This is a genomic window from Oceanobacillus sp. FSL K6-0127 (assembly GCF_037983385.1).
GTDB lineage: Bacteria > Bacillota > Bacilli > Bacillales > Amphibacillaceae > Oceanobacillus > Oceanobacillus profundus.
In genome coordinates, this window is the sequence record NZ_CP150287.1 from 411,311 (window position 1) to 437,252 (window position 25,942).

The 25,942-nt window shown below is 39.9% G+C and carries 24 protein-coding genes; 3 read left to right on the plus strand and 21 right to left on the minus strand.

What is annotated here, in order from left to right:
* Positions 1 to 49: 49 nt before the first annotated feature.
* The 17 genes from MHH64_RS01915 to MHH64_RS01995 form a co-directional block, all read right to left on the minus strand.
* A complete protein-coding gene (locus MHH64_RS01915; RefSeq protein ID WP_340002588.1) occupies positions 50 to 982 on the minus strand; it encodes an ROK family protein in 933 nt (310 codons plus the stop codon).
* Between the two features lie 73 nt (positions 983 to 1,055).
* The gene (locus tag MHH64_RS01920) at positions 1,056 to 2,081 is read right to left on the minus strand and encodes a LacI family DNA-binding transcriptional regulator (RefSeq protein ID WP_251659830.1); all 1,026 of its coding nucleotides are present in this window, start codon (positions 2,079 to 2,081) and stop codon (positions 1,056 to 1,058) included.
* 91 nt (positions 2,082 to 2,172) lie between these two features.
* The gene (locus MHH64_RS01925) at positions 2,173 to 3,024 is read right to left on the minus strand and encodes a carbohydrate ABC transporter permease (RefSeq protein WP_340002589.1); all 852 of its coding nucleotides are present in this window, start codon (positions 3,022 to 3,024) and stop codon (positions 2,173 to 2,175) included.
* Positions 3,021 to 3,974, minus strand: a complete 954-nt coding sequence (locus tag MHH64_RS01930) for a sugar ABC transporter permease (protein WP_340002590.1) — start codon at positions 3,972 to 3,974, stop codon at positions 3,021 to 3,023. Before MHH64_RS01930 ends, MHH64_RS01925 begins: the two co-directional genes overlap by 4 nt.
* A gap of 181 nt (positions 3,975 to 4,155) precedes the next feature.
* Complete coding sequence (locus tag MHH64_RS01935) at positions 4,156 to 5,451, minus strand: ABC transporter substrate-binding protein (protein ID WP_303447088.1); 1,296 nt, start codon at positions 5,449 to 5,451, stop codon at positions 4,156 to 4,158.
* 454 nt (positions 5,452 to 5,905) lie between these two features.
* Positions 5,906 to 6,874 (minus strand): sugar phosphate isomerase/epimerase, encoded by a 969-nt coding sequence (locus MHH64_RS01940; RefSeq protein WP_251659826.1) that lies wholly within the window; start codon positions 6,872 to 6,874, stop codon positions 5,906 to 5,908.
* 90 nt (positions 6,875 to 6,964) lie between these two features.
* Positions 6,965 to 8,005 (minus strand): Gfo/Idh/MocA family oxidoreductase, encoded by a 1,041-nt coding sequence (locus tag MHH64_RS01945; RefSeq protein ID WP_251659824.1) that lies wholly within the window; start codon positions 8,003 to 8,005, stop codon positions 6,965 to 6,967.
* 122 nt (positions 8,006 to 8,127) lie between these two features.
* Positions 8,128 to 8,844 carry a ThuA domain-containing protein gene (locus MHH64_RS01950; protein WP_118889369.1) on the minus strand — a complete coding sequence of 239 codons (717 nt, stop codon included), beginning with the start codon at positions 8,842 to 8,844 and terminating at the stop codon, positions 8,128 to 8,130.
* Between the two features lie 50 nt (positions 8,845 to 8,894).
* Positions 8,895 to 9,977, minus strand: a complete 1,083-nt coding sequence (locus MHH64_RS01955; protein WP_251659822.1) for a Gfo/Idh/MocA family oxidoreductase — start codon at positions 9,975 to 9,977, stop codon at positions 8,895 to 8,897.
* 26 nt (positions 9,978 to 10,003) lie between these two features.
* The gene (locus MHH64_RS01960) at positions 10,004 to 10,825 is read right to left on the minus strand and encodes a carbohydrate ABC transporter permease (RefSeq protein WP_340002592.1); all 822 of its coding nucleotides are present in this window, start codon (positions 10,823 to 10,825) and stop codon (positions 10,004 to 10,006) included.
* A 12-nt stretch (positions 10,826 to 10,837) separates the two neighbouring features.
* The gene (locus tag MHH64_RS01965) at positions 10,838 to 12,169 is read right to left on the minus strand and encodes a sugar ABC transporter permease (protein WP_340002593.1); all 1,332 of its coding nucleotides are present in this window, start codon (positions 12,167 to 12,169) and stop codon (positions 10,838 to 10,840) included.
* A gap of 322 nt (positions 12,170 to 12,491) precedes the next feature.
* Positions 12,492 to 13,793 carry an ABC transporter substrate-binding protein gene (locus MHH64_RS01970; protein ID WP_095310242.1) on the minus strand — a complete coding sequence of 434 codons (1,302 nt, stop codon included), beginning with the start codon at positions 13,791 to 13,793 and terminating at the stop codon, positions 12,492 to 12,494.
* A 182-nt stretch (positions 13,794 to 13,975) separates the two neighbouring features.
* A complete protein-coding gene (locus tag MHH64_RS01975; protein WP_340002594.1) occupies positions 13,976 to 14,728 on the minus strand; it encodes an SDR family oxidoreductase in 753 nt (250 codons plus the stop codon).
* A gap of 15 nt (positions 14,729 to 14,743) precedes the next feature.
* Positions 14,744 to 15,727: a LacI family DNA-binding transcriptional regulator gene (locus tag MHH64_RS01980; RefSeq protein WP_118889365.1), complete on the minus strand. Its 984-nt coding sequence runs from the start codon at positions 15,725 to 15,727 to the stop codon at positions 14,744 to 14,746.
* A gap of 323 nt (positions 15,728 to 16,050) precedes the next feature.
* Positions 16,051 to 17,622, minus strand: a complete 1,572-nt coding sequence (locus MHH64_RS01985) for a BCCT family transporter (RefSeq protein ID WP_340002595.1) — start codon at positions 17,620 to 17,622, stop codon at positions 16,051 to 16,053.
* 122 nt (positions 17,623 to 17,744) lie between these two features.
* Entirely contained in the window at positions 17,745 to 18,242 is a 498-nt protein-coding gene (locus MHH64_RS01990; RefSeq protein WP_095310161.1) for an LURP-one-related family protein, read from the minus strand.
* 117 nt (positions 18,243 to 18,359) lie between these two features.
* Positions 18,360 to 19,691, minus strand: a complete 1,332-nt coding sequence (locus tag MHH64_RS01995) for a PQQ-binding-like beta-propeller repeat protein (protein WP_340002596.1) — start codon at positions 19,689 to 19,691, stop codon at positions 18,360 to 18,362.
* 286 nt (positions 19,692 to 19,977) lie between these two features.
* Between MHH64_RS01995 and MHH64_RS02000 the strand changes: the two genes are divergently transcribed.
* On the plus strand, positions 19,978 to 21,102 hold the full coding sequence (locus tag MHH64_RS02000) for an NADH-dependent flavin oxidoreductase (protein WP_340002597.1): 1,125 nt from the start codon (positions 19,978 to 19,980) through the stop codon (positions 21,100 to 21,102).
* 1,001 nt (positions 21,103 to 22,103) lie between these two features.
* On the opposite strand, the gene MHH64_RS02005 is transcribed toward MHH64_RS02000, so the two are convergent.
* Genes MHH64_RS02005 through MHH64_RS02015 form a run of 3 tightly spaced genes read right to left on the minus strand, consistent with a single transcriptional unit; the run spans position 22,104 to position 22,861 of the window.
* Complete coding sequence (locus tag MHH64_RS02005; protein ID WP_340003250.1) at positions 22,104 to 22,424, minus strand: histidine phosphatase family protein; 321 nt, start codon at positions 22,422 to 22,424, stop codon at positions 22,104 to 22,106.
* Positions 22,425 to 22,434: 10 nt separating this feature from the next.
* Positions 22,435 to 22,698: a histidine phosphatase family protein gene (locus tag MHH64_RS02010; protein WP_340002598.1), complete on the minus strand. Its 264-nt coding sequence runs from the start codon at positions 22,696 to 22,698 to the stop codon at positions 22,435 to 22,437.
* A 13-nt stretch (positions 22,699 to 22,711) separates the two neighbouring features.
* Entirely contained in the window at positions 22,712 to 22,861 is a 150-nt protein-coding gene (locus MHH64_RS02015; protein WP_187393148.1) for a hypothetical protein, read from the minus strand.
* Between the two features lie 377 nt (positions 22,862 to 23,238).
* On the opposite strand from MHH64_RS02015, the gene MHH64_RS02020 reads away from it, so the two are divergent.
* Positions 23,239 to 23,502 carry a hypothetical protein gene (locus tag MHH64_RS02020; protein WP_095310146.1) on the plus strand — a complete coding sequence of 88 codons (264 nt, stop codon included), beginning with the start codon at positions 23,239 to 23,241 and terminating at the stop codon, positions 23,500 to 23,502.
* Between the two features lie 263 nt (positions 23,503 to 23,765).
* Here the strand turns inward: MHH64_RS02020 and hpaB are convergent, their stop codons facing one another.
* Positions 23,766 to 25,208 carry a 4-hydroxyphenylacetate 3-monooxygenase, oxygenase component gene (hpaB, locus tag MHH64_RS02025; RefSeq protein ID WP_118889358.1) on the minus strand — a complete coding sequence of 481 codons (1,443 nt, stop codon included), beginning with the start codon at positions 25,206 to 25,208 and terminating at the stop codon, positions 23,766 to 23,768.
* 240 nt (positions 25,209 to 25,448) lie between these two features.
* On the opposite strand from hpaB, the gene MHH64_RS02030 reads away from it, so the two are divergent.
* The gene (locus tag MHH64_RS02030; RefSeq protein WP_340002599.1) at positions 25,449 to 25,922 is read left to right on the plus strand and encodes a DinB family protein; all 474 of its coding nucleotides are present in this window, start codon (positions 25,449 to 25,451) and stop codon (positions 25,920 to 25,922) included.
* Positions 25,923 to 25,942: the final 20 nt, after the last annotated feature.

Genomic DNA, 25,942 nt, shown 5'->3' on the forward strand with positions numbered 1-25,942 from the left:
ATTCCCTCCTATGTATCTATTTTGCTCGCTTCATGTTAACGTTTACTTATCAACTTAAAGCTTCACGCTGTTCGATGGATTGAAGATTTTGATTTCTTTGTAAGAAATGATACAGTGCTCCAATTAAATTGGAGTCATTGCCAAACTGGCATAGGTGTACTTGAATATCTAAACATGCATCACTCGGTTTCATAACCTTAAGCTTTTCATTAATTTGATCAACAAACCCTTCACGTTTACTAATTGCGCCACCAATTAATATTTTTTCAGGGTCAATAATATACTGCAAGTTATAAATCCCTACTGCTAAACGTTTAATGAATTTTTCAATTTCATCCTGTACTTCTTGGTCGCCCCCATCCGCCATCTTAAACACCGTTAGGCCATCAAGCGTATCTGGGTCCATGTTTTTGCGCCCTGCAACCTGCATAACCAAGCCCCGAGTTGCAGCCAGCGAGCTCCAACTCTCTCCTAATGGCTGGTTCAGATAATCTTCAAGAATCATATAACCGAATTCACCACCGAAAAGACTGTTACCATGACGAACCTTTTTATCTAATACTACTGCCCCACCAATCCCAGTGCCGATAACAATACAAATGTAGTCATTAATTCCTTTGGCAGCACCAATCCAGCCTTCTGCTAATCCTGCACAATTCGCATCATTTTCGAGTTCAACCGGAAGTTCTGTTCGTTCCTGGATCAGTTCCTTCATATTTGGACCATGAATATAGGAAATAGCCGTTAATCCTTTAATATATCCAGATTCCACATCTACCGCTCCAGGCATACTTAAGGCGATCCCACTTAGTATGTGACTTTTTTGAAATCCCTTCACCACTGAATCAATTGTATTTACAAAAGATTCAATGCCGTCTTTCGGTGTTGGAATAGAAGATTTTTCTAAAAAATGGCCTGCCTCATCCATAAGAGAATATTTTATTGCGGAACCACCAACATCAAAAACTGCATAATAGTTCACCAAAAAACCTCCTAACATCCCATACAAATCCTGTTGTTATTTTTTTAAAAATCAAGCATGAACCAAGGTGAATTTACCAGAAGGTTTTGTTTGTTCCACACGACTCTCTGACAATGAGTTCTGAGTCCGTAAACACAGGCTTTAATTTCGATTTCCCCTCAATTAAATCATTTAACATATAGGCCGATAATTTACCGATTTTCTCCTTATCCTGTTTAACTGTGGTCAGTTTAGGGTTACTGTAACGACAAGCAGCAATGTCATCACATCCCACAACCCGGATATCGCCTGGAACATGTAATCCAGCTTCTTTAATAGCCCTTAGTGCACCTAATGCCATTAAGTCTGAGGCAGCGAAAACAGCTTCTGGATAATTCTTCAATTCAAGCATCCGCTTCATGGAGATATAGCCGCTTTCTTCTTGATAGTCACCGTATTGAATCCATTCATCTCTTACATCAAGATCAAACTGACTCATCGCATCTTTGAATCCTTTTAACCTGAAATTAGAAATGACCGAATCACGCATCCCACCAATATATCCGATCTTCCGAAGGGAACTCAGATAAAAATATTCGACTACTTTTCTTGATAAATTCACATTATCCGTCATGACATAGCTTGCTCTAGGGCCCTTTAACTCAATATCAATCCCAATACAAGGGAAACCACTTTCCGCAAGTTCAAACGTAGCATCCTCTACTTCCTCACCAGCAATAATCAAACAGCCATCTACGTTAAAATGCTTGCATCTGGCTAAATAACTTCCTTTATCTTGCAAAAAATGTTCATTGGAAAACATTAAAATATCATAACCTAGTAATCCAATATTCTTCTTAAAGGTTGAAATAACTTCATTGAAATATGGATGCGTCATGTCAACATTGATCTTACCAGCATAAATAAGACCGATGAGATTTGACTTTTTAGTTGCCAGTGAGCGAGCGGAAAAATTAGGTGCGTAACCCATTTCGTTAATAACTGTCATGACTTTGTTCTTTGTTTCCTCACTAATTCCCTTATAATTATTTATTACTTTTGATACAGTCGCTTGTGAAACCCCTGTCATTTGTGCAATGTCCTTTATCGTTAAGCCCATCGTATTATCTCCTCTAATCCTTGCTAAATGTCTTTCCTACTGTTAGATTACTAAGATTTATAGAGTGAAACAATAGCCAGGCAGGAAAAACTCATGATTTTACAGATCCCTCTGTAATACTAGAAATAAATAAGCGATTAAATAATAAGAAAATGATTAATAATGGAACGGTAGCCCAGAATACTCCAGATAAAATCATGCCGAAATCGATATTATTCGTATTGCTCAACTGTGCCAATGCAACTTGAATTGTATAGCTATCCGGATCTCTTAGAACCGTAAACTGCCATAGGAATTCTCCCCAAACCGCAGTAAAGACAATAATTCCAAGTGTCGCAAATGCTGGTAAGATGATAGGCAAGACAATTCTCCAATAGATTCGGAAGTTTGAACACCCATCTAATTTCGCAGCTTCTATTAATTCATCCGGAACCGCGCCTGAAATATATTGTCGCATCAAAAATATCCCTAAAGGATTTAAAAAGAATAGAATCATGACTCCAGGTAAAGAATCAAGAAGTCCTGCTTTCGAAATTAAAAAGTATTGCGGAATTAATCCTAACTGCGGCGGGATAATCATGGTTACTAGAATTGCGACAAAAAGGATATTTTTCCCTGGGAATTTAAACTTCGCAAAAGCAAAGCCTGCTAATGAACTAATGAACAGAACGACAATCGTAACGACCACACACAGTACAAACGAATTCCACATCCCACCAAAGAAATCAATTTGATTTAATACCTTATTAAAATTTTCAACCAGCATATTTCCTGGTGTAAGTGTTGGTGGTATTGTATTATAGGCAGCACTTGGCCGTGTCGCCATTACAAACATCCAATAAAAAGGAAAAAGAGAAAGGATTGAAGCAATGCATAAAAACGAGTAAACGACTATGCTGCCAATGGATAATTTTTTTCGATGCTTTTGGATTTGATTACTCATTTCTGAACACCTCTCTTTTTCCTACCAAAGCCTTGAACTAATCGTAAATTAATCACAGCAAATAACGTAATGATGACCAACAGAATAATTGCTGTTGCGGAAGCTGTTCCAAACGACTGTAATCTAAAGGCATCCCGGTACAGGTACATGACAATCGTCATCGCTTCGTCCCTTGTAAAGGCATCAGCCCCTAAGAATACAGTTGGCTCAGAGAATAACTGCATCGCCCCAACTGTTGATGTAAATACGGTCAGGATGATAAATGGCTTCATCATCGGAATCGTAATATACCATAGCTGTTGAAACTTATTGGCACCATCGACTGTCGCTGCTTCATATAAATCATTAGGAATACTTTGGATTCCTGCTAAATATATAATCGTGTTGTACCCGACCCATCTCCAGAATACCATCATCGAAATCGCAATTTTTGTCCCCCATTCAGATGCAGCCCAGGAAATTGGGTCAAGTCCAAATAAATGGGTTAATACATAATTGGCAAGCGAAGATTCATGATTACTGAATAACACACTAAAAATCAGGGCTACGGCAACCATTGAGGTTAAATAAGGCATAAATATCGTAACCCGGAAGAAACTTTTAAACTTGAGAAAAGCCATATTCAGTAAGTAGGCTAAAATAAGACCGACAATTAATTGGGGAGCAGTGCCCATAACCCCCATAATAATGGTGTTGTATACGGACTTCCAAAACAATGGATCCGTTAACACGAGTTGGAAATTACCGAAGCCATTAAAGGTCATCGGGCTTAAGCCGTTCCATTTCTGGAAAGCTAAGTAAAAACTAAAAAGTGCGGGATATAAGCCTATAAGTGTAAAAATTATGAAGAAAGGCGCTATATATAAATATCCTGAAATCATGTCTTTTTTTTCTTCAGACCTAAATCTCTTCTTTTTAAATATAGGTTCTTTCTTACGAATAGAATTCATTTTCACGCCTCTTTTCCATTTCAAAGTAGTACGGTGCCCTTAGGCGCTCATATCTTATGTTATTCACCGTTCACAAGGTTACAAAAAACGCGTTAAGAAAGGTAGTCGGCTTACCTTTTTGGGGCTAAAAATCCAAATGTTAAGCCGACTATATAGATTACTTGCTTACAAGTTTTGCAGATTAGCGTTTCATTAGATCCTCAGCACGCTTCACAGCTGCATCCCACTCTTTTTCTGGGTCTGCACCTTTGTTTTGGACATTTTTCAGGGCATTCAATATCTCGTTATGGACTGGAAAGTATTTTTCACCTTTGTATCCAATACCAGTAATGTCTTGGGCAGCTTCAGCGAATACTGGAGCTGTTGCTTGACCACCGAAGAATTCATCTTCATTTGTCTTAAATGCTTCCTCCTCATAAACAGCTTGTGCAGAAGGGAATAATCCATGGCTTTGGAATGATTTTAATTGATTTTCGGATGATACGAGCCATTCAATAAAATCGTAAGCCTCTTGTGCATATTCTGTTTCACTTGGAACCGCGATGTATGAACCACCCCAGTTAGCTGCAAACTCAGTTGGTAATGTAGCCACGTTCCATTTACCAACAGCTTCTGGAGCATTTCCTTCCATCCAGCCTTTTAACCAGCCTGCACCTAGTTCTGCTGCAAACTCGCCCTTATTAACGGCATTAGCCCACTCTGGACTCCACATTTCATATTTACCTACTAATCCGAGGTCATTTAGATGAACAGCATAGTCATATGCCTTTTTCACTTCGCTGTCTCCTCCAAGATTTAATTCATTCTCGGGAGTCAAATAAGCAGTTTCTGCAGCATCCAAATAAGCTCTAAATGCCATTTCGATACTATCTACAAAGGGCATTCCAGTTTCTTCTGTCACTTGTAAACCAACTTCTTCAAATGCTTCGGGTGAATCAATTAATGCAGCCACCTCTTCCGGATCCGTTGGGAGTCCAGCTTGTTCAAACAAGTCTGTGCGGTAGTACAATGCTTTAGGGCCGATATCTGTTGGAAGCCCGAATAAGAAATCTCCATCCACATTTTCTCCGCTTTGCCATTTCCATTCCAAATACTGATCCTTCACATCATTCGCACCTAGATCATATAAATTCTCGAAACGATCCTGAGCTACCTTAAAACGGTCAAATTGATCAATCTCAAGCATCGCGATATCCGGTGCGCCGCTTCCAGCCGATAAGGAAGTAAAGAGTGCATCATGATGGTCCGCTGTTTCAGACGACTTTACTTTAATTTTTATATTTGGATTTTCCTTCTCGTATTCTTTTGCCAACTCTTCATATCCAGTTGCACCAAAGGTCCAAAAATCCAACGTGATTTCTCCCTTTTCTCCACTAGCATCATTTGTGTCTCCGTCATCACTTCCACTGCAAGCTGCTAGAAGAAATGCAAGCAATGTCGCTAATCCAAGAACAGCAATTTTTCTAATTCCTTTCATGCGTACAACCCCCAATAATAATTATTTTGATTTTTTTCAAACGTACTCAGTTCATTCTAGAAATGAAAACCTCCTTAAAATGGATTTCAATTTTACGAAATCGGTTTCTTTAAACTTCAAAAAAATAATAAGTAAACGCTTACAAAAATCATTATAGTACCTAAAAATATATAAATCAATATATTTTTAGAAAATTTTTAACAAAATTACCAAGATTACAGATTTTAGTTAAGCTATTTTTAATAAAAGATAAGAATTCTGTGCTGTTAAACACAAATTATTTACCGCATTATAGAAACCGCTTTCGTAGGAAGGAAACTAAATTTGATTTTTATTGCCCACAGACATATATGTCATTCAAGCATACTTCTATAACTCTCCGTGCGCTTCTTACTTAACCAAAAAAGCAAATAAAAGAGCTAGGAATCTGAATCGATACCTAGCTCATCTAACTTTAAGCCCACCACATATCAACAGGCCTCTCTCGAATCAATACATCTTTCAAATTCCCTACAGCAGCTTGAAATCCCTCGTCCACAGACATCAGCGGATCCTCATGTTCAATACTCACCACATAATCATAACCATATGTCCTTAAAGCACTGATAATATTGGACCATTCCTGCGCGCTGTGTCCATAGCCGACACTGCGGAATGTCCAAGCGCGTGTCTGCACATTGGAATACGGCTGCATGTCAGTCAGACCGTACATGTTTACATTATCCCAATCAATATAGGTGTCTTTTGCATGGAAATGATGGATCGCATTTTCTTTTCCAAGGATCTTGATTGCTGCAACTGGATCAATCCCCTGCCACCATAAATGGCTCGGGTCCAAGTTTGCCCCTATGGCATCATTTGTCGCTTCTCTTAGTTTAAGCATCGTGTATGGCGTATGCACAAGAAAACCAGCGTGCAGCTCCAGTCCCACTTTTACACCATGATCCTTCGCAAACTGCCCTTGCTCTTTCCAATATGGAATTAATTTTTTCTCCCATTGCCATTCCAGAATATCCGAATATGCTGTTGGCCAAGGTGTTACTGGCCAGTTTGGATAGGTGGAATCCTCATTGGAACCCGGCGTTCCGGAAAATGTATTCACAACTGGAACATCCATCAACTCTGCCAAACGAACCGTTTTGATAAAAATGTCATGTGAGTCCTGTGCATGCTTTTTGTCTGGTGACACAGGGTTATCATGGCAGCTGAATGCACTGATTGTTAACCCGCGAGAATGAATCTTATCCAAGTATTCCTTGCGCTTATCTTCACTGTTTAAAAGTACATCAATATCACAGTGTGCATTACCTGGGTTCCCGCCAGTGCCAATTTCCACTGCATCTACACCAGCTTGCTTTACATAATCCAGCATTTCTTCTAATGGTTTATCCTGAAATAATACGGTGAATACGCCAAGCTTCATATTCTCTCCGCCCCTCCGCAAGATTGTTTATTTAATTTCACGCCCACGGCAGTCGACGGATAGCCCCCCGATACCGCCTTCTAACATGTCTCATCTAAAATTAACACTTGATCTCGTCTCACTGCTTCTATAAATCGCTTCAATAATTTTGGAAACCTTCATCGCTTCTTCAGGTTTCACAACTAATTCCGCTTCACCAAGACAGCTTTCAACAAAATTTTTAGCCTGGGCAAGTCCTGCAGCAGTTTCATCATGCTTCGCTTCGGCAGTGCTTTCCATCATCTTGCCAAGCTTCGGCTGGTATAGTTCAAATGGGTACACATTCAAACCACCGTCCGATCCAGATAGGCTGAGATGAATTTTATCTTCTTTTATATTCGCAGCCCATGAGCATTCGAATTGAAGAGAAATACCATTTTCAAACGTAATATAGGCCGAAACATGATCATCCACTTCAAATGTTTGATGATCAAAAACTCCCCAGTCGTTAATCTGGTTCGGGGATTTGCTTAATCGGTTATATGTTGTTCCCATCAATTCCACAGGTTCCTGTTCACCAAGTAGCCAGATCGCTAAATCAAGCATGTGACAGCCAAAATCGATTAAGCTTCCACCGCCCTGGAGGTCTTTGTTTGTAAAAACTCCCCAGCCGGGAACCTTTCGTCTTCTTAATGCCTGAACCCTTACCACAAGCGGATCGCCTATTTCATTATTCATCACTACTCTTTTGGCTAACTGGCCAGCCTCTGTATAACGGTAGTGATAGCCAATTAAAAGGAGTTTCCCTGATTTTTTAGAGGCTTCGACCATCCTTTCACATTCCGCAGTCGTAATTGCCATCGGCTTTTCACATAGCACATGCACGCCTGCTTCCAGTGCCGCTACCGAAATATCAGAGTGGAATTTATTTGGTGTACAAATCGCTACTGCATCTACTTCTTTGAATAAATCATAGTAATTCTCGAACACATATGGAATGTCATATTTTTCGGCCACCTCACTGGCACGCTGCTGGTTCATATCATGGACTGCTGTCAGTTCAACCTTATCCTGTAATTCTAGGAAGGCAGGGATGTGCCTGCCTTGGGCAATCCCCCCAGCACCGATGATTCCCATTCGTAATTTTTTCATCGTATCACTCCTTCAAATTGCTGATTTTTCGAATTGCACTTGATTATTTTTTTACCGCTTTTCTTTGCTGCTTTACTCATACTCTCTGCTTCTTCTTTTGCTGTTGCCATCTGCTGTCACCCCTATTTCGATAATTTCTCAAGTGGCTGTCTGTTGCCATATACATGCTTTGGTGTATTGGTATTTGCAGCCCATTTCACGCCATTTTGGATTACTTTCTGGATTTCCTTGTTATGGTAGGTTGGATAGGTTTCATGTCCCGGACGGAAATAAAAGATCTTGCCACGACCACGTTTAAAGGTTGCCCCGCTCCGGAACACCTCTCCACCCTCAAACCAGCTGATGAAAATCAATTCATCAGGGGTTGGGATATCAAAATGTTCCCCATACATTTCTTCTTTTTCAAGCTCGATGTATTCCCCAAGTCCCTCTGTGATTGGATGTGTCGGATCCACAACCCAGAGCCGTTCTTTCTCACCCGCCTCGCGCCATTTCAAATCACAACCAGTGCCCATCAGCTTTTTGAACACCTTGGAAAAATGCGCCGAGTGGAGTACAACGAGACCCATACCATCCAGCACACGTTGCTTCACTCTCTCTGCAACTTCCTCGCTTACTTCTTCATGGGCCTTATGCCCCCACCATACGAGCACATCTGTTTCGGCCAGCACTTCTTCTGTCAAGCCATGCTCCGGCTCATCGAGTACAGCTGTTTTTGTTTCATGACCAGCTTCTTTTATAAAAGCTGCAATTGTTTCGTGGATGCCATGCGGATAAACCGCTGCAACTGCTGTGTCTTCCTGCTCATGTCGAAATTCATTCCATACGGTTACTTTCATTTTGTTCACTCCTAAATTTTTATCGTATTTATCTAGTTTCAAGAGCTATCTTAATCAAAATATACTGCCTTGCCAGTTCTCGCAGATTCATAGATTGCCTCTAAAATCTGTGTAACCACCATTGCTTCCTCCGGCTTCACAACCGGCTCTGTATCATGCAAAATACATTCAATCCACAAACGCATCTCGAGATCTGCTTCACTTTCTGTTTCTCCTTCAAAAAAAGCGACACCACCAGGATCCAGTTCGACATTTGTCGTGTATAATTTACCGAGGTCTTCGCCATGTATCCGAAGACCATTCTTCATATCAGCGCCTCCCTTGGTTCCGCTTAAGGAGCATTTTGCCTCATCCACATCGAGTGAATTCAATGCCCAGCTTGACTCTAAAACAATGGTCGCGCCATTTTGCATTTTTATAAAACCAAACGCAGAATCCTCTACCTTGAATTCATCTGGATCCCAAGATCCAAAAGCATTTGCAGCGTCTTTTTGTTTTCCAAGCTTATGAAAGACAGAACCCATCACCGATTGTGGTTGATAATTATCCATCATCCATAACGTCAGATCGAGGGCATGTGTTCCGATATCGATAAGCGGACCGCCTCCCTGCTTTTCTTCATCCAAAAACACACCCCATGTAGGAACAGCTCTTCTTCGGATTGCGTGTGCTTTTGCATAGTAAATCTCGCCCAGGTCACCCCGTGATACGACTTGGTGCAAGTACTGGCTGTCCGAGCGGAAGCGGTTGTTATAGCCGATTGACAGCTTTTTTCCGCTTTTTTTTGCAGCTGCAAGCATTTGCCTTGCTTCCTCTGACGTCTTTGCCATCGGTTTTTCACACATCACATGCTTCCCAGCTTCAAGCGCAGCTATTGTAATTTCCGCATGGGACACATTCGGTGTGCAAACGTGAACAACATCAAGGCTTTCATCCATTAGTAGTTCCCTGTAATCCGAATAGACTTTTGTATCTGCTGTTCCGAATTCTTTTGCGACTGACTTTGCTTTTTCAATATTTCGATTGCAAAAGGCTGCAACCTCAACCTGGCTGATTTTTTGGAGACTCTTGAGATGCTTTTCCACCGCAATTGCCCCACAGCCGATTATTCCAACTTTCAACTTTTCTCTCATATCAAATCAACCTCATTTTCCATGAATTATTCTTTAACCGATCCAGATGTCAAACCAGAAACAATTCGTTTTTGGAAAAACAATACCAAAATAACGATTGGAATCGTCACAATAACCGTTGCTGCCGAAATATCCCCCCATGGGATGGAATATTGACTTTGGTACATCGAAATACCCACAGGAACGGTTCTCCATGCATCATCACTGTTAATAGTCAATGCGAATAAATATTCATTCCAAGCTGCGATAAACACTAGGATTCCGGTTGTAAAAATTCCAGGTGCTGCTAATGGCAGGATAATCTTCCGGAATGTCTGGAATGGACTTGCTCCATCCAGCTTGGCAGACTCCTCCAGCTCATATGGAATCTTTTTGAAAAAGGTTGCCAGAATCCAGATTGCCAATGGAAGACTGATCGTAATATAAGGGATAACGAGTCCCATATAGCTATTGCGCAAACCAAGATCTGTTACCAGATTGAACATTGGTGAAATGATGGCGATTTGCGGGAACATCGATGCAGCAAGCACCAATCCCAGGATCAAGCCTTTTCCTTTAATCGGCAATCTCGTAACTGCATATGCCGTAAACGATGCAAACACCAGTGATAAAATAGTTGTTAAAGCAGATACCGCAAAGCTGTTAATCATATATCGCACCAATGGTCGATTCGTCAGCGCCGCTTCATAGGAGTCCAATGAAGGATTGCTTATAAACCAGCTGAAAGATGAGAATATCTCTCTTGGCGGCTTAATGGATGTTAAAAATACCCAGATGAAGGGAAACATCACAAGAAAAACAAAGATGATCAGAAACAGATAAAATCCTATTCCACCGCGTTTATTCATTTATACCCCTCCTCATTTCGTACGACCATCAAATAGATCAGAACCGATTAATTTCACATACAATAGACTAATGATGGCTACACTGATAAATACAATGACAGAAAGGACAGACCCTTCCCCGAAATTCTGCTGGGCGAATAATGTTTTGTAGGCATAAACGGAAATTGACTCCGTTGCGTTTGCAGGACCTCCGCCTGTCAATACATAGATCAGATCAAATACTCGGAATGCATCCAGCGTTCTGAATAATAATGCAACTAAGATCGATGATTTCAGAAGTGGCAATGTAATACTCCAGAATTGTTGAAGTCTGTTAGCTCCATCCACACTTGATGCTTCATATAAAGACTGCGGGATTGTCTGCAGGCCTGCGAGCAGTAATAGCGCCATGTATGGTGTTGTTTTCCAGACATCTGCAAGAATGATGGAAAACATGCCGCCATCCGATGTGGTCAATAGCCAAGATGATCCAGGAATGAGATTAAGCGCTTCCAAATAGTGTGCGATAATCCCCGACTGTCCGTCATACAGAAATCCCCACATCATCGCTGCCACCGCAGTCGGAATAGCCCACGGAATTAATACCGTTGCACGGATGATTCCTCTTCCTTTAAATGCTCGGTTGATAAGGAGAGCAATTGCCAGACCAAGCACCAATTCAAATGCCACGGAAATGACTGTGAAAAATGCGGTATTTCCCATCGCTTTCCACATTCGCTGATCCTTCATGTACTTCCCGTAGTTATCCAATCCGATAAAATTTGAGTTTAATATATTGCCTGCTGTTGATGCAAGCAAGTCAGAGGTTTGCTGGAACTGCTGTCCAGACGTATCGTCACTGCTTGACGCTGCAATTTCAGCTAGTGCTGCAGCATGAGATTCCAGCGCACCCTGGTATTCTTCGGCAAACGCATTATCTACCTTAGAATATTTTAACTCGGAATCTCTTACCGGCGTAAAACTCGCTAATAGCTCATCAATCTTCTCTACCTTTGTCTTAATCGTTTCATCACTGATTAGCTCAGCGTGATAGTTTTCAACATCCTGTTGAATTCCCTTTACCGTTTCAGCATCCGCTTCATTTTCAGCACTTTCTAGTAAACTATCAAGCTGACTCCCTATGTAAAATTGATTATCCACGTATCGTTCCAGATCAATCGTTGCACTAAGCATGAGCTGGGAACGAGAGGGATCATTCAGCCTATAGTCAAATAAGCTATTGTAAAAGGACTGTGCAACCGGCCATAGTACGACAACCATTACTAGAACAAGGGACGGGATGACCATAGCATACCCTAGCTGTTTCTCACTTAGTTGAAAGCTGCGCCTTTTCTTGTTTTTCATGTTTAACCTCCTCGTTATTAAGCTGGCTTTCTGACCCTATTAGAGGTTGTTCAAAAAGTCCGGTGAAAATGACGCTTCGAGAACAGATGACCTTCGACTAACTTCCGACACGTCCTGTGTCGAACGTCGAAGTCACCACATCCTGTGGAAGCTCGTTAGCTTGCTTTTCCGTTCCTCACGTATTAATTGCATACGCTCCGGTACTCAAATCTACGCCGCCTCGAACTTCTCGGTCCTTTTCATCCTCCTTTTTGCACACGCACTATTATAAGAATAGCAAGATGAGTATATGCCCATCCTGCTATTTTGACTAACTTAGAATCTATTCAGCCATCGCCGCTTCAATCTTTTCCTGCATATTCTTTGCAGCTTCTTCGGAGGTCTGGTCACCTGTCAATACTTTTGAAATTTCAATTTGCATAATATCGGAAACTTCCGGGTAAATAGGTGATACCGGTCTAGGAACTGCAGACTGTAATACTTCCCTGAACTCAGGGTTTGCGAATAATGAACTGACACCCTGTACTTCTGGATCGTCATACAATGCGCTTAATGTTGGAGCACGTCCACCCTCAAGGGCACTAATTTTTTGTCCTTCTGGTCCCGAAATGAATTTCACAAACTCCCATGCCGCTTCTGGATGCTCCGAATATCGATTGATCATTGTCATCCATCCGCCAAGTGATGCTGCAGTACCTTCATCACCTGCTGGAAGTCTGGACATTTCGACATTATCAACGATTTCAGATCTCTCTTCATCATTAGAAGAAGCCATCATATACGGCCAGTTTCTAGCAAAAACAGCATTCCCTTCAATCCAAGCATTCTCTGTTTCAATTTCCATGAAGTTCACGATATTCTCTGGTACAAAATCAGATGTTACAATTTCCTTCATCTTATCGAGTGCTTTGATTGTTTCCGGGCTGTCAACGACAACATTATTATTTTCATCCACTACTTCACCGCCATAAGAAGCGATAAATTCAATGGCATTTGTAATCAAGCCTTCATATTGTGCGGCCTGCATGAGGTAGCCATATTCTGTGCCGTTTTCCCCTTTCAGCTCGCTTGCCATTTCGATCAATTCATCCCATGTTGCTGGGGGCTCGTCCACAATATCTGTACGGTAGTAAAAAACACCGGCATCTGTGTACTGTGGCATTGCCCATTGCTTTCCATTAAAGTTCGCTGCTGCAACTGTCCCCGGGAAGTAATCATCCATGTTGATTCCATCCTTTTCGATAAAGCGATCCAGCTCCAGCACGTAGTTAGCCTGAGCAAATTCTGCCGGCCAGATTACATCAGCGTTGAAAACATCAATCTCCGAACTTTGAGAGCTTAAAAGTGTCACATATTGGTCATGGGATTGGCCTGTATCTGCAGGCATTTCACGCTGCTCCACTTTTATGTGCGGAAACTTTTCCTCGAATGCTTTGATTACTGCTTCTGTACCCGGTGTTGTATCTACCCCTCGCGCATACACAATGGTAACCGGTTCTTCTTCACTGCCTTCTGATGCTTGTTCACCATTCGCGCTTGATGTATCGGATTCATCGTTATTGTCTTGTTCCGATGAATCTGAATTACAAGCTACTAAAAAGAAAACCAGAGCGATTAACAACATACTGCTAAGTGCTAACTTTGAAAACTTCAATGTAATGCCCCCTTTTTTTAATGCCGATTTCAATCCAAGATATATTTAAGGAATATTCTTGAAAATGAAATCGATTACATTTGGTTATATTATACGATAATTATTTTTGATGTCAATCCTATTTATAGAATTATTTTTTCGAAACATCCGTATTATTGTCTCAAAAATCCGCCTTCGGAATTGATAACCTGTCCCGTAATCCACGCAGCTTCCTTACTTGCCAAAAACGCAATAAGCCTTGCAGCGTCCTTCGCTTCTCCAATGCGCCCCAGTATAAATTTCGGCAATAGTGCTTGCTTCAATTCCTCTGACATCCAGCCTGTATTGGTCGGTCCGGGATTGACGGCATTAACTGTAATACCAAGCGATCCCAGCTCTGCAGATAAGGAAAGCGTAAAAGCAGAAATAGCTCCTTTTGTGGCTACATAGGCAAGTTCTTCGACCATTGGACCTTGCGCCTGTCCAGAAGTCAAATTAATGATGCTTCCTGCATGATATCCTGCTTTCTTAAAACTCTTTGCAAACGCTGCAGAAAGCATCATTGCAGCTCTGATGTTTACCGCATAATGCGCATCCAGCTCTGCTACTTGAAGTTTTTCATATCCGTCTCTAGTGGAATAAGCGGCATTATTAACTAATATCGAAGGTACTCCCAGCGCATTTTCGGCACCTTGAATAACCTGGAGGTATGCTTCAGGTTCGGATAAATCAATTTCAGCATGGGCGCACTTCACCCCCAGCTCTTGAATCTCCCTTTGGAATGTTTCAGGCCATCCACTGTCTGATTGCCAATAGGTAAAAAATAGATCCACCCCTGCTTTTGCAAGCTCCAGACACGTGGCCGCACCAATCCCGTGCTTATGACTTACGCCTGTGACAATAGCAATTTGATTAGGCATATTCATACACCTCACTTTTCATTATGTAGACTCTCTAATAATCAATTCATGATCCAATATTAGGCTTTCCACATCTTTTCCTCTAATTTTATTGATAATCATATTCGCAGAAATGCTGCCCATTTTGTACATCGGCTGGGCAATTGTTGTGAGTGTCGGGTTCGTCATGTTGGAAAAGCTGATCTTGTCAAATCCAATCACAGCAATATCATCCGGTACCTTCAAGCCCTGCAGCTGAATTTCTTTCATTGCACCAATTGCAAGCACATCAGATACCGAAAAAACAGCATTTGGCTTATCCGCTTCATTCAATAAAGAACGCATCGCCTGCTGCCCGCCTTCAAATCCAAGCTGCTCCGTTTCTCGCATCCATTTAGACTCAATTGGCAAACCAAACTCATGTAAGGCTTTTTCATAGCCCCTTCTGCGTTCACGGGCATACAAGTACTTCTCATCTGTATTAATTAAAGCAACTCTTCTATTCCCTAATTTAATCAAGTGTTTAACCGCCTGATAAGCAGCAAGCTCATTATCAATGGTTACGTAGGAAATCTCCCCCTCTTCATCAAATTCACTGCATTGCACAATTGGATGCCTGCTTGCAAGGTCATACAGATTCTTTCGATTGACAGTCGGGTCCATTAGAATAATCCCGTCTGCAAGTCGGTTCCGCACCATATTAAAATAAATTGCTTCTCTTGCTGGATTAGAATCTGTTTCACAAAGCAGAATGTTATATCCCTTGCTAATCGCTGTATCCTCAATCCCATTAATGATTTCCGTGTAAAATGGATTCGAAATACTGGGAATCAAAACAAGAAGCAGCCTGCTTTCAGAGTTCCTGAGATTGCGACCAAGCGCACTCGGCTCATAATTTAATTCTTGGATAGCTTGCTCCACTCGTACTCTCGTCTTTTCTCTAACCGTTTCCCTGTTATTGAGTACCCTTGAAACAGTAGCGGTAGAAACACCTGCCTTTTTCGCCACTTCCTGTATGGTTACCATATAATCACCTGTCTTTTATGTAATCGATTACATTTTTATGTTATATTTTGTGGTCTGTTTTGTCAAGATTATAAAAACACATCTAACTAGTCCATGCTGAAAAGAATAGCACGATCCCATTTTTTCACATTGACTTATCCCATCATGAAAAGCAGGAGCTTGCTTCATATATAATATGACTTGTGACTCTAAAGTTCATTTTAAAACCGCAAACACAAGACATAACCCCGTTTTATTTAAAACGGGGTTAAAAATATGGCTGTTTAATTTGATTTTTGAGGAATTAATTGTACTTAAAAACAGAATGCAACAGTCACGCTTTTTTATCTCAGTTCTCTATTGGATTTTGCTTTATCACTATATTCCTTCATTCTTTTTTTATCCGGTTTAAGTGTCAAACCTAAGTATTTCCTTTCCTGATTGGCATCTTTATAGAATGCTACAGCCATCAAAATCACCACTACACTAAATGGCAAGGCCGAAATTATGGATGCAGATTGTAATGCATTTAAGCCGGTTTCTCCACCTGATAACAGCAGTACATATGCGATTGCTGATAGCGCTAATCCCCACACAATTTTTACAAAACCAGCAGGACTTAACGTTCCAAAACTAGTTTGCATACCTAAAACAAATGTTGCGGAATCTGCTGAGGTAATAAAAAATGATGCTATAAGTATCAAAGCAACAACAGATAAAATGACACTTAAAGGAAGTTCATTGAGAATCCCAAACAACTGCGTTTCAGGTGGCATTTCAAATATTGCTGGTACATTTAGACCTACTTCCACCCCTGTTAGACCAAATGCGCTAAACCAAAATATACTCACGATAGTGGGAACAAATAATACCGCAAGGACAAATTCCCGGATTGATCGCCCTCGTGAAATCCTTGCAATAAATATACCTACAAATGGACTCCAACTCATCCACCATCCCCAATAATATATCGTCCAAGACTGCATCCACTCATGTTTTTGCTCGTTTAATGGTGCTACATCCAAGCTATTGTATAATAATGTGTTTAAGTAATCACCAGTGGCACTTGTCATCATATTGAAAATAAGTAAAGTTGGACCCAAAATTAAAACAGCAACAAACAATAATCCTGCTAACAGCATATTTAAATTACTTAAATATTGAATTCCCTTACTTAATCCACTCCAAGCACTATATAAGAACAACACAGTAACAATGGCAATAATAATACCTTGGACTAGCTGATTGTTTGGGATACCAAAGAGGTAGTTCAATCCCCCATTAATTTGCATTGCTCCTATACCTAAAGAAACTGCTACACCAATAATTGTGGCGAATACCGATAACACATCGACAACATTTCCGATTGGACCATCTACTTTATCTCCTAAAACAGGTCGTAATGTTTTCGAGATTAAACCAAGCTCACCTTTTCTAAACTGGGAATAAGCCAATGCAAGTGCTACAATACCGTATACTGCCCACGGGTGGAATCCATAATGAAAAAAAGTTGATCGCATTGCTTCAGCTAAAGCAGCTTTCGTTTCAGCATCAGCAGTTGGTGGTGCCAGGTAATGTGAGATGGGTTCGGCTGAACCATAAAACACTAAGCCAATTCCCATACCAGCACTAAACAACATGGTTAACCATGATATCGTATTAAACTCAGGTTTATCGTGTGGTTTACCCAATTTGAGTTTACCAATTGGGCTAAATCCCAAAAATATAAAAAAGAGTAAAATTAAGGTGAAGACTGTCATATAATACCAGCCAAAAGTCTCCGTAATCCATGCACCAACACCACTGGAGACTTTACCGAACTGGTTTGGAAACACTGCTCCAAATAGTACAAGCACTCCGACAATTATGGAAGCATACGTAAATACACTGGAAAATTTCTTCTTATTTTGCTTCATGAAAAGGTTCATCCTCTTTGCATTATTTATTACAGATGTTTCCCATTTTAACATATCAAAATGTCTATTCAACCTTAGCCTTTGGATTACTATAAATAATATTATATGACATTTAATGAATATTAATTCGACACAACCGAGGAAGCGGCTGCTTGATCTGCCTTCACACAATCAATTGCAATAACAAGCGCAAGAATGATTGTCTCCATCTCTTCGTTCCATACTTGTACCTTATAGCTATCGCCCCAAGTGAACCATTCCTTGCTCACTTTCCCTGCGACTTCGCCATGCTGGTACACCTCAAAGTTCATGTCCCACCAGTTGCCATTTACTTCAATACCAGCCGCATCAATCGTATAGCGTGCCTTAAAGAAGGAAAACTCCTTCTTAATCGTTAACACCTCTCGGCCATCTACCTCAACCATAAACTTTGGCAAAAAGCTGAACACTTTTTTCGTAATGAGTGCAACTTCACTCCCTGTATTGTTATGGATGGAGAAGGTCTTTGGAACCTTCATAAAACTGCCCTCAACGAAATAAACATCATTTCCCTGCTGATCTTTCACCGTAAACTTGCCGCTTAGACTGAATACCTTCTGTTTTATATAAAGTTCTTTCATATCAAGTCCCCTTTATAGATTGCTATTATGCCGTATAAGATTTAAAAGTTCTAATTACGAATACTATAAAATAAAGAAAGCTATTACCCAATTTAGCTAATAGCCTCTTTTTCCACCTTAATCAATTGGCAAAATAAACCCTTGTGCCCCCTCATCATTAAAGTATTGCAGATATACCATAACATTCCCATTTTCTTCATCAATTATAGGACCGGCACCAATTGCCTTTCCAAAGGAATACTGATTTTTTACCTCACCGGTTTTGGAATCAATTACCGTAAGAAAGTTGTCACGATCATTTGCAACATTTGATTTCTCTGTAAATGCATATACATGATTACCTGTAATACCTGCAGAGAACCAATAGTTATAATCATCACCTGTTTCAGAACGATCCTTTAAATCTCCAACAGAGACCGACCATAGCTGCTCATGGCTATTGATATCATACGTTAATATTCCATTTTCAACTGTGATATAAAGAAGATCATCAACTAAATCTAATTTTATCTCTCCAATTTCGTATGGTTCTTCCACTTCTGGGGCTTCAATTATTGTTTCCTTTTTTCCTTCTTGGTCATCGAATTCCACTACCTTGTAAAGCGAGTCTGAAAATGCATCAGCTTCATCTGCCAAAGCATAGAAGGTACTTCCATCGACAGCAACGTCCCGGAATACTCCTTCTTCTTCAAATAATTTTGTTCCATCTTTTATATCGAACGCTGTTAGTCCGTATTGATCTTCATAAATAAGCGCATGATCTGTTGCATGAAGTTCAGCATATCCTGTACTAAGCTCAACTTCTCCTGTTGTTTCCCAAATTGTTTCTTTTGTATTTGTATCAAGCGCAGACAACTTATCAGCGCTGATAATATAAAGAATGTCATCTTTTTTCACCATATCTGATGGACCATCTGCGTCTGCTAAATCTTCAATTTCTCCAGTCGAAAGATCAGCTTGAATGATTTTATTTGTGCCAACATCATTACCCTGAAGATAATAGTAATTACCGAATAAAAATGGCCATGTATAACTATCCGTATTTACAATGGATGACTCTGCTCTTCCTTTCAGGCGTTCAACATCGGTTTCTAAGCTTAATCTTTCTCCAGTCCGATAATCAAAAAATATACTATGATTTTCTCCGCCCATGGCTAATGCTCCACTTGATGCATATTGGTAATAATAATCATTTGGCGATGGATCGGATTCAAAGTCCACCACTTCAAATAATGACTCATCAAAGGGGGTTCCTTCTACTGTAAGTAGATCGGTATGATGACCAGATGCTCCATTTTCTTCTTTATCTGTTTTCTCAGCGTTATTTTCCTCAGCGGAAGTTTCATTAATTTCTCCACTATTCTCTTCGTTTCCATTCGAGTTATTACAACCTGCTGCGATTAAAATTGATACGAGTAAAAGTATAGGTAGGTAAAATCGCTTATACAATCGAATCGCTCCTTTTATTATTTTGGTAATTTTCATACGATTATCGGTTATAATAAGTTTCAATTCGTGAGTAAAATAGTTCCAAATGACTAAAAATTGGTTGCATGAGAGTAAAGAGAAAGGTCCAAAAAAATTATGTGGAGTCTGTCAGAATAAGCGTTGTCCATTTTTCAGCCAAAAAAAGCCAGCTCCATGAGTAAAGTTAATACTCCAAGCACATTAATATACAAAACGAAATAGAACTACTATCATAACCATAAAGTAACCCTTGAAGGAGGAAGAAACGATGAATCCAAGCAATCAAAAATTTTTTTCACCATATACATTTAACAATGGAGTTGAATTGAAGAATCGAATCATAATGGCACCAATGACTAACTATTCATCCAATCCAGATGGAACAGTTTCAGAGGAAGAGCTGGCCTATTACGCACGACGTTCCAAAGATGTAAGCATGGTTATTACTGCTTGTACATATGTAACCCCGAACGGAAAAGGTTTCCATAATGAATTCGCTGGTGACCGTGATGAAATGATTCCAAGTCTGAGCCAATTAGCTAAGACCATCCAAAATCAAGGCGCTAAAGCTATTTTGCAGATTTTCCATGGTGGAAGAATGTGTCCGCCAGAACTGGTTCCTCATGGTGACATCGTAAGTGCCAGTGCTGTTCCGGCGGAGGTGGCAGGAGCCAAAACACCTAGGGCTTTAACGGAAACAGAGGTTGAGGAGATTGTCGATGCTTTTGGTGAGACGGCACGCCGGGCGATTGAAGCAGGCTATGATGGAGTGGAAATCCACGGGGCGAACGGATATTTAATCCAGCAATTCTTCTCCCCACATTCCAATCAACGTGAGGATCGATTTGGCGGAAGTGTCGAAAAACGGATGACCTTCCCACTAGCCATCGTAGATAAAATAAAGAGCGTAGTGAAGGAGCATGCCGACGATTCCTTTATCGTAGGATACCGCTTCTCACCGGAAGAAGCCGAAACACCAGGAATCACTATGGCAGACAGCCTTAAACTAGTGGATACATTAGCAGAAAAAGACTTGGATTATCTCCATGTGTCCTTACAGCATTTTCTTTCCAAAGCAAGAAGAGGCGTGGAAGATGTAAACAAAACACGTATTGATTACCTGCTTGAAACGATCGATAATCGCGTTCCTTTAATTGGTGTAGGTTCTATTTACAGTGCAGAAGATGCCCGCAAAGCTTTTGAGACAGGGGTTCCACTGCTCGCGCTTGGTCGAGAGCTTATTATTGATCCGGACTGGGTACAAAAAGTAGCCGAAGGACGAGAAGACGAAATTGTAACAGAAATTAATAAGGATAAACAGGAAGAATTAGTTGTACCAGGCCCATTGTGGAATGTCATTATGAATACGCCTGGATGGTTTCCGGGAGCTTAAAATAAAGTCAGACCTCTAAATACGAATTTAGGGTCTGGCTTTTTCTTTTTGTTTGGCAGGAAAGACCATCTTGATTGCAATTGTTTAAACAAAAAAATAATGTAAAGTTATTATACGCTTTGAGTAAAAAGAAAATGGAGGACTCAGATTAAAGAAATGATAATCTCCACAATATCCGTATTAGATGTTGAGGCGATTATCCCTTTAAAGAGGTCACCCGACGTAAAATACCTTTTTAAATAGGAAATGGTTTATTTTTTCAGAATATGTTGTATAATGATTATAGATATTCAAAATGAATATTTATAATCTCTAACCATAGAATAATAAAAGACCGCAGGCTGCAACCTACGGTCAGCAACAGACCGAACCCGATTAAGAAGGGTTAGGCTCAGAGCGAAAGTAGCCCCATGCCTGGAAAAGCATATGAGGGGGCTATTTTTTATGCTTGTCGGACATGATCATGACAATCAATCCCCCGAAGGCGATCATTAAGGTCCATAAGCGCTCACCTCCCATCGTGGGAAGTTTCCCTGTGGTCAAAACGGTGAGCCATAACCCCTATCCGTTACACGCTTTCATTATAGCATGATATTCCAGTGATTTGTAAAAATCACTGGAGTTTAAATTCAATAGATATGGGCGTTTTGAACACGTTTTGAACAGCCTTTATGGCCTAGCTGCAGGGATACTGCTATAGTCCGTCAGATAGTTTAGATAAAATGTAGTTCGAGTGACTTCTATGCAGAAGCTGGGACATAACAAAAGTGTTTCATGTTAAAGACGAACGATACATAAGCTTAGCCAGGAAATATTTTTAGACTCCAGCGGGAGGTAAGGCATAGGTGAGACACCGTAGTGCGATAGCACAAGGGGGATCCCAGCCGCCCTAAGGTGCGCGAAGTATATTTCCGGAGCGAGTTATTTGCACCAATCATGTTCGGTTTTTACTTCATAAAAATACTTTTGACTCAGCCTCGTGTTTTTTATCCTTCCCTTTCTCATGTTACTTTTAGACGTGATGTCTCATTGTACGCTTGCACATGAAAAGTTTGATTACTCCATTGCAATCGCGTGAAAGAGGTATTTGCCAACTTTCCTTTTCCAGTTCCCATCTCCCCTTTTGTAATATAGTGAAGGAGTGCATTAATCGATCCCCCATGCGAAACAATTAATGTTGGAGAACCTTCTGTTACTTTAGCAATAGACGTTAGAATGGAAACCATTCGTTTTTGCATGTCTTCTAACGATTCAATTCCATATTGCATCTTTACACCAAAATTTTTATCGTAATCTGGCATAAGTTTCACAATATCATCAATATATTCACCTTCAAGCTCCCCATAAAAACGTTCTCGTAGATTCGATAGTAAATTTACTAATTGACATCCCTTTTGTGATTAATTGGGCAGTTTGGTGGGCTCGTAATAAATCACTTGTATATACATGTTCAAAAACAATATGTTGATTTTGAAAGTGTAATCCTAATTCCCGCGCTTGATTAACTCCTACCTCACTTAATGGAATGTCCTGCTGCCCTTGTAATCTCTTATGTAAGTTCCATTCCGTTTCTCCATGACGCACTAAAAAAAGCAACCTATTTCCTCCTTTAAATTAACTTTTTGCGAATGATAGCTGAAAGCTGTTCAACCGATACCACAACAATAAAGATAATAATAATGATCATGAAAGCTTCATCGTATTTCATTAATGACATGGAAGTGGATAACTCAATACCTATTCCTCCTGCGCCAAGCAATTAAAAAGGATCCTTTCTAATTTAGGAATTGCAGTTGTTTCGAAGCTTTCTGTTGAACATGAGGTAAAAAAAGGAACTTTATTATTCAAAGAATTCAATTCAAGAAAAAGACGATCCATTTACTTAATTTATCACCCAAACCGTAAGCTATCCCCTATGCAAAAACGTATTATTGAGCTCATACAGGTTTTGTGGAGTAAAGGTGATAAGATAAAATCGATTTAGAGGATTTTCTATGTGTAAACAGTTTTTATTAAGAAGAATTAGTGTTTTTACTAGCTATATCTGCCCTTTTCCCCCTCCGAGGTTTGTAATTAGGATGTGATCTTTTAGGATAAACTAACAAAAACTAACCTTATGGCTTAGGAGAGATTCCCATGTTGCTAACAGGTAACATTATTTCAGGTGAATTTGATGAACTCGTGAACGAATTTTCAATACAAAAAGTAAAGCATTTCACTACAGAATCCAGTATTAGAGAAAACCAGTTAAAAAGTCTTTATGATTATTTGAAAAAACACCAAAATGACACAGATGGTCAAATCATTACGTTGTATGATCAAATGCCGATACGGTTGAGTCAGGAAGAAGTGAATCTCTTTATTAGGGATCTTGAAAAGATTCAGTCGATGTATCGCTAACATTAAGTGTTCTAAAGTTTACCTCCAATTCAAAATTCAGGGAGAAGAAAAGTTGATGAAGGGAGGAGCTATATAGTTCTTTTTATTAGTATATAAAGAAAAATGTAAGGAGGAATGAATAACATGGCGACTGGACGTTGATTATCTCTATGGCAAACTTGCCAGGCAATAAAATCAAGTTGGGGGTAGGGCTTTACCTTGGTTAATCAAGTAAATTAGATGATTACACAGAATCTGGCTTTTTAGGCCAGATTCAAATAACTTCAATCCATCCCTAACAAAGTCTTTACCCGTTTTACATACGGTTCCTTATCATATGATAAATACAATCCACTAGACAACCGGATTGGATCACCAAAGAAAAACCGTTCATATTGGGTTTCACGTGTACCAAATGCACTCATTGTCATTTCCCAAGCTAAACGGAAAATCTTGACACGTGATTCAGCATCATCAGCTTTCGATTGCAAATATTGATCCAAGTCTTTTCTTAGTGATGATTGAAATGCCTCTTCTGTTGGGATGGACATCAACCCACTGGCTCCTAGCTGCTGGATAATTTCACCAAATCTTGCATAGGCGCGCGGGAATACATTACAGGCTACCTGCAGTGTTTTTTGATTTGGTCTCATGAACCCCCATTCATCCAATTCAGCTTCAACTTCAGATTTAATAATCAATGCTTTCATCGTTTCCAGAGCAACGATAATTTCAGATACCTTTTCCTGAACATGTTGGTACTCACTAATATTGATTGTATCAATGATTGACTGAGCTACCCCTAAGACAAATTCAGTTTTAACGATTTGTCTGGATACAGCCTGATGTAAAGTAAACGGCAGAAATGAACTAGCATCCATGAAAGTATTCGAGACTTGTAGGTTATTGTAATAAAACACGCGTTCCCACGGAATAAGTACATTATCAAAAACGACAATCGTATCCATTTCTTCATAGCGTGAACTCAATGGATAGTTAAATGCGGAAGCGCCGCCAACAAATGATTCCCGGCAGATAAATTTTAAACCTTTTGTATTACTAGGGATGGAAAATGCAAAACCATTCGCCTTATCCTGGATTCCTCCTGCCGATAATACAACGATTTCATCTGTTATCCCACCCTGTGTTGCCAATAGCCTGGCCCCTTTAACAATAATACCTTCATTTGTTTTGTCTACAACTTTAGTGGCTATTGGTTCATCATCCGGATCTTCAAAATAAAATTGCTCACGATTGACTTGCGGATTTATAAATGTATGTGTCATGGAAATGTCGTTTTCACGGGCATATTCATAAAAAGATAATAAATGTTCAGGGAAACAGTTTTCCTTTCCCTTTAAAAGGTCTACAGATGATGCAAGTGCCATCAGCACCGTATTCATATAGTCCGGACTTCTTCCCATCATGCCATTCGTTGACAGTGCCCATTGTTGAACCATCTTCCTTCTTTTCACAAGATCCTGTTTCGTCTTTGGCTGCAAATAGGACATCCCAACCGGCTCACTAGTTGATGGCGAGGAATAAGTCATGATAGATTGTAATGATTCATCGTGTTGTAAATCATATAATGCTGCTTGACTCCTCATAACTCCCTTAAATGCCGGGTGCTCAGAGACTTTGCCTATGACCGGATGCCCATCTACCCATATATCCATTTCCAGAAGATCGATTCGATCAATATATTCGCTTCCCGTAATAATTGACATAAATTCACCCCTTGTGGTTTCTGCAGAGTATGATCAAACGCCTATGCCATTTTATTCGGATTGCATTCGGATGTTACAGTTTTTGAATTCAGTCAATGTTCATTGTTAAACGACCAGCTACTCTTTCAGAAGATTATGTTATTATTTAAGCAGAGACACTAATTAAAAGTAGTTTTTTAACAAGAAGAACCTTAAACACTTACAATTAGTTTCAGCAATTGAATGAAAGAGGTGTTCACATTGATTACGTTTTTTGAGTATAACTGGCAGGTAAGAGATGAATGGTTTGACTGGTGTAAACAGCTAACACCTGAAGAGCTGTTAAATGATCACAAAGGTGGTGTAAGAAATATTTTATACACCCTTTTTCACATTATTGACGTGGAATATAGCTGGATACGCGGTATTCAGGGTAAAGAAGATATCGTATTTTCATTTGCAGATTATAATACGCTTGAAATGGTTAAATCTCTGTCCGATACATTCCGAGATGAGATTTTGGTTTATTTAAAAACAAATTTAAATGAGTCCAAAGATGAACACATACATGTGCCTTGGGATGAAGATAAATACACGAAGGATGAAATACTTCATCATATTATTGCTCACGAGATTCATCATATTGGCCAGCTTTCTGTCTGGGCAAGAGAATTAGATCGAATCCCTGTTTCTGCTAATTTTATTGGCAGGAAATTAAACTATATTAAGAAATGACTTATGAAATGTCAGGAGTG

Excerpts from the sequence above, each read along its gene's own strand:
- MHH64_RS01920 (WP_251659830.1), bottom strand. The coding sequence starts at position 2,081 with ATGGGCTTAACGATAAAGGACATTGCACAAATGACAGGGGTTTCACAA.
- MHH64_RS01925 (WP_340002589.1), bottom strand. The coding sequence starts at position 3,024 with ATGAGTAATCAAATCCAAAAGCATCGAAAAAAATTATCCATTGGCAGC.
- MHH64_RS01930 (WP_340002590.1), bottom strand. The coding sequence starts at position 3,974 with ATGAATTCTATTCGTAAGAAAGAACCTATATTTAAAAAGAAGAGATTT.
- MHH64_RS01935 (WP_303447088.1), bottom strand. The coding sequence starts at position 5,451 with ATGAAAGGAATTAGAAAAATTGCTGTTCTTGGATTAGCGACATTGCTT.
- MHH64_RS01940 (WP_251659826.1), bottom strand. The coding sequence starts at position 6,874 with ATGAAGCTTGGCGTATTCACCGTATTATTTCAGGATAAACCATTAGAA.
- MHH64_RS01945 (WP_251659824.1), bottom strand. The coding sequence starts at position 8,005 with ATGAAAAAATTACGAATGGGAATCATCGGTGCTGGGGGGATTGCCCAA.
- MHH64_RS01950 (WP_118889369.1), bottom strand. The coding sequence starts at position 8,844 with ATGAAAGTAACCGTATGGAATGAATTTCGACATGAGCAGGAAGACACA.
- MHH64_RS01955 (WP_251659822.1), bottom strand. The coding sequence starts at position 9,977 with ATGAGAGAAAAGTTGAAAGTTGGAATAATCGGCTGTGGGGCAATTGCG.
- MHH64_RS01960 (WP_340002592.1), bottom strand. The coding sequence starts at position 10,825 with ATGAATAAACGCGGTGGAATAGGATTTTATCTGTTTCTGATCATCTTT.
- MHH64_RS01965 (WP_340002593.1), bottom strand. The coding sequence starts at position 12,169 with ATGAAAAACAAGAAAAGGCGCAGCTTTCAACTAAGTGAGAAACAGCTA.
- MHH64_RS01970 (WP_095310242.1), bottom strand. The coding sequence starts at position 13,793 with ATGTTGTTAATCGCTCTGGTTTTCTTTTTAGTAGCTTGTAATTCAGAT.
- MHH64_RS01975 (WP_340002594.1), bottom strand. The coding sequence starts at position 14,728 with ATGAATATGCCTAATCAAATTGCTATTGTCACAGGCGTAAGTCATAAG.
- MHH64_RS01980 (WP_118889365.1), bottom strand. The coding sequence starts at position 15,727 with ATGGTAACCATACAGGAAGTGGCGAAAAAGGCAGGTGTTTCTACCGCT.
- MHH64_RS01985 (WP_340002595.1), bottom strand. The coding sequence starts at position 17,622 with ATGAAGCAAAATAAGAAGAAATTTTCCAGTGTATTTACGTATGCTTCC.
- MHH64_RS01990 (WP_095310161.1), bottom strand. The coding sequence starts at position 18,242 with ATGAAAGAACTTTATATAAAACAGAAGGTATTCAGTCTAAGCGGCAAG.
- MHH64_RS02000 (WP_340002597.1), top strand. The coding sequence starts at position 19,978 with ATGAATCCAAGCAATCAAAAATTTTTTTCACCATATACATTTAACAAT.
- MHH64_RS02020 (WP_095310146.1), top strand. The coding sequence starts at position 23,239 with ATGTTGCTAACAGGTAACATTATTTCAGGTGAATTTGATGAACTCGTG.
- hpaB (WP_118889358.1), bottom strand. The coding sequence starts at position 25,208 with ATGTCAATTATTACGGGAAGCGAATATATTGATCGAATCGATCTTCTG.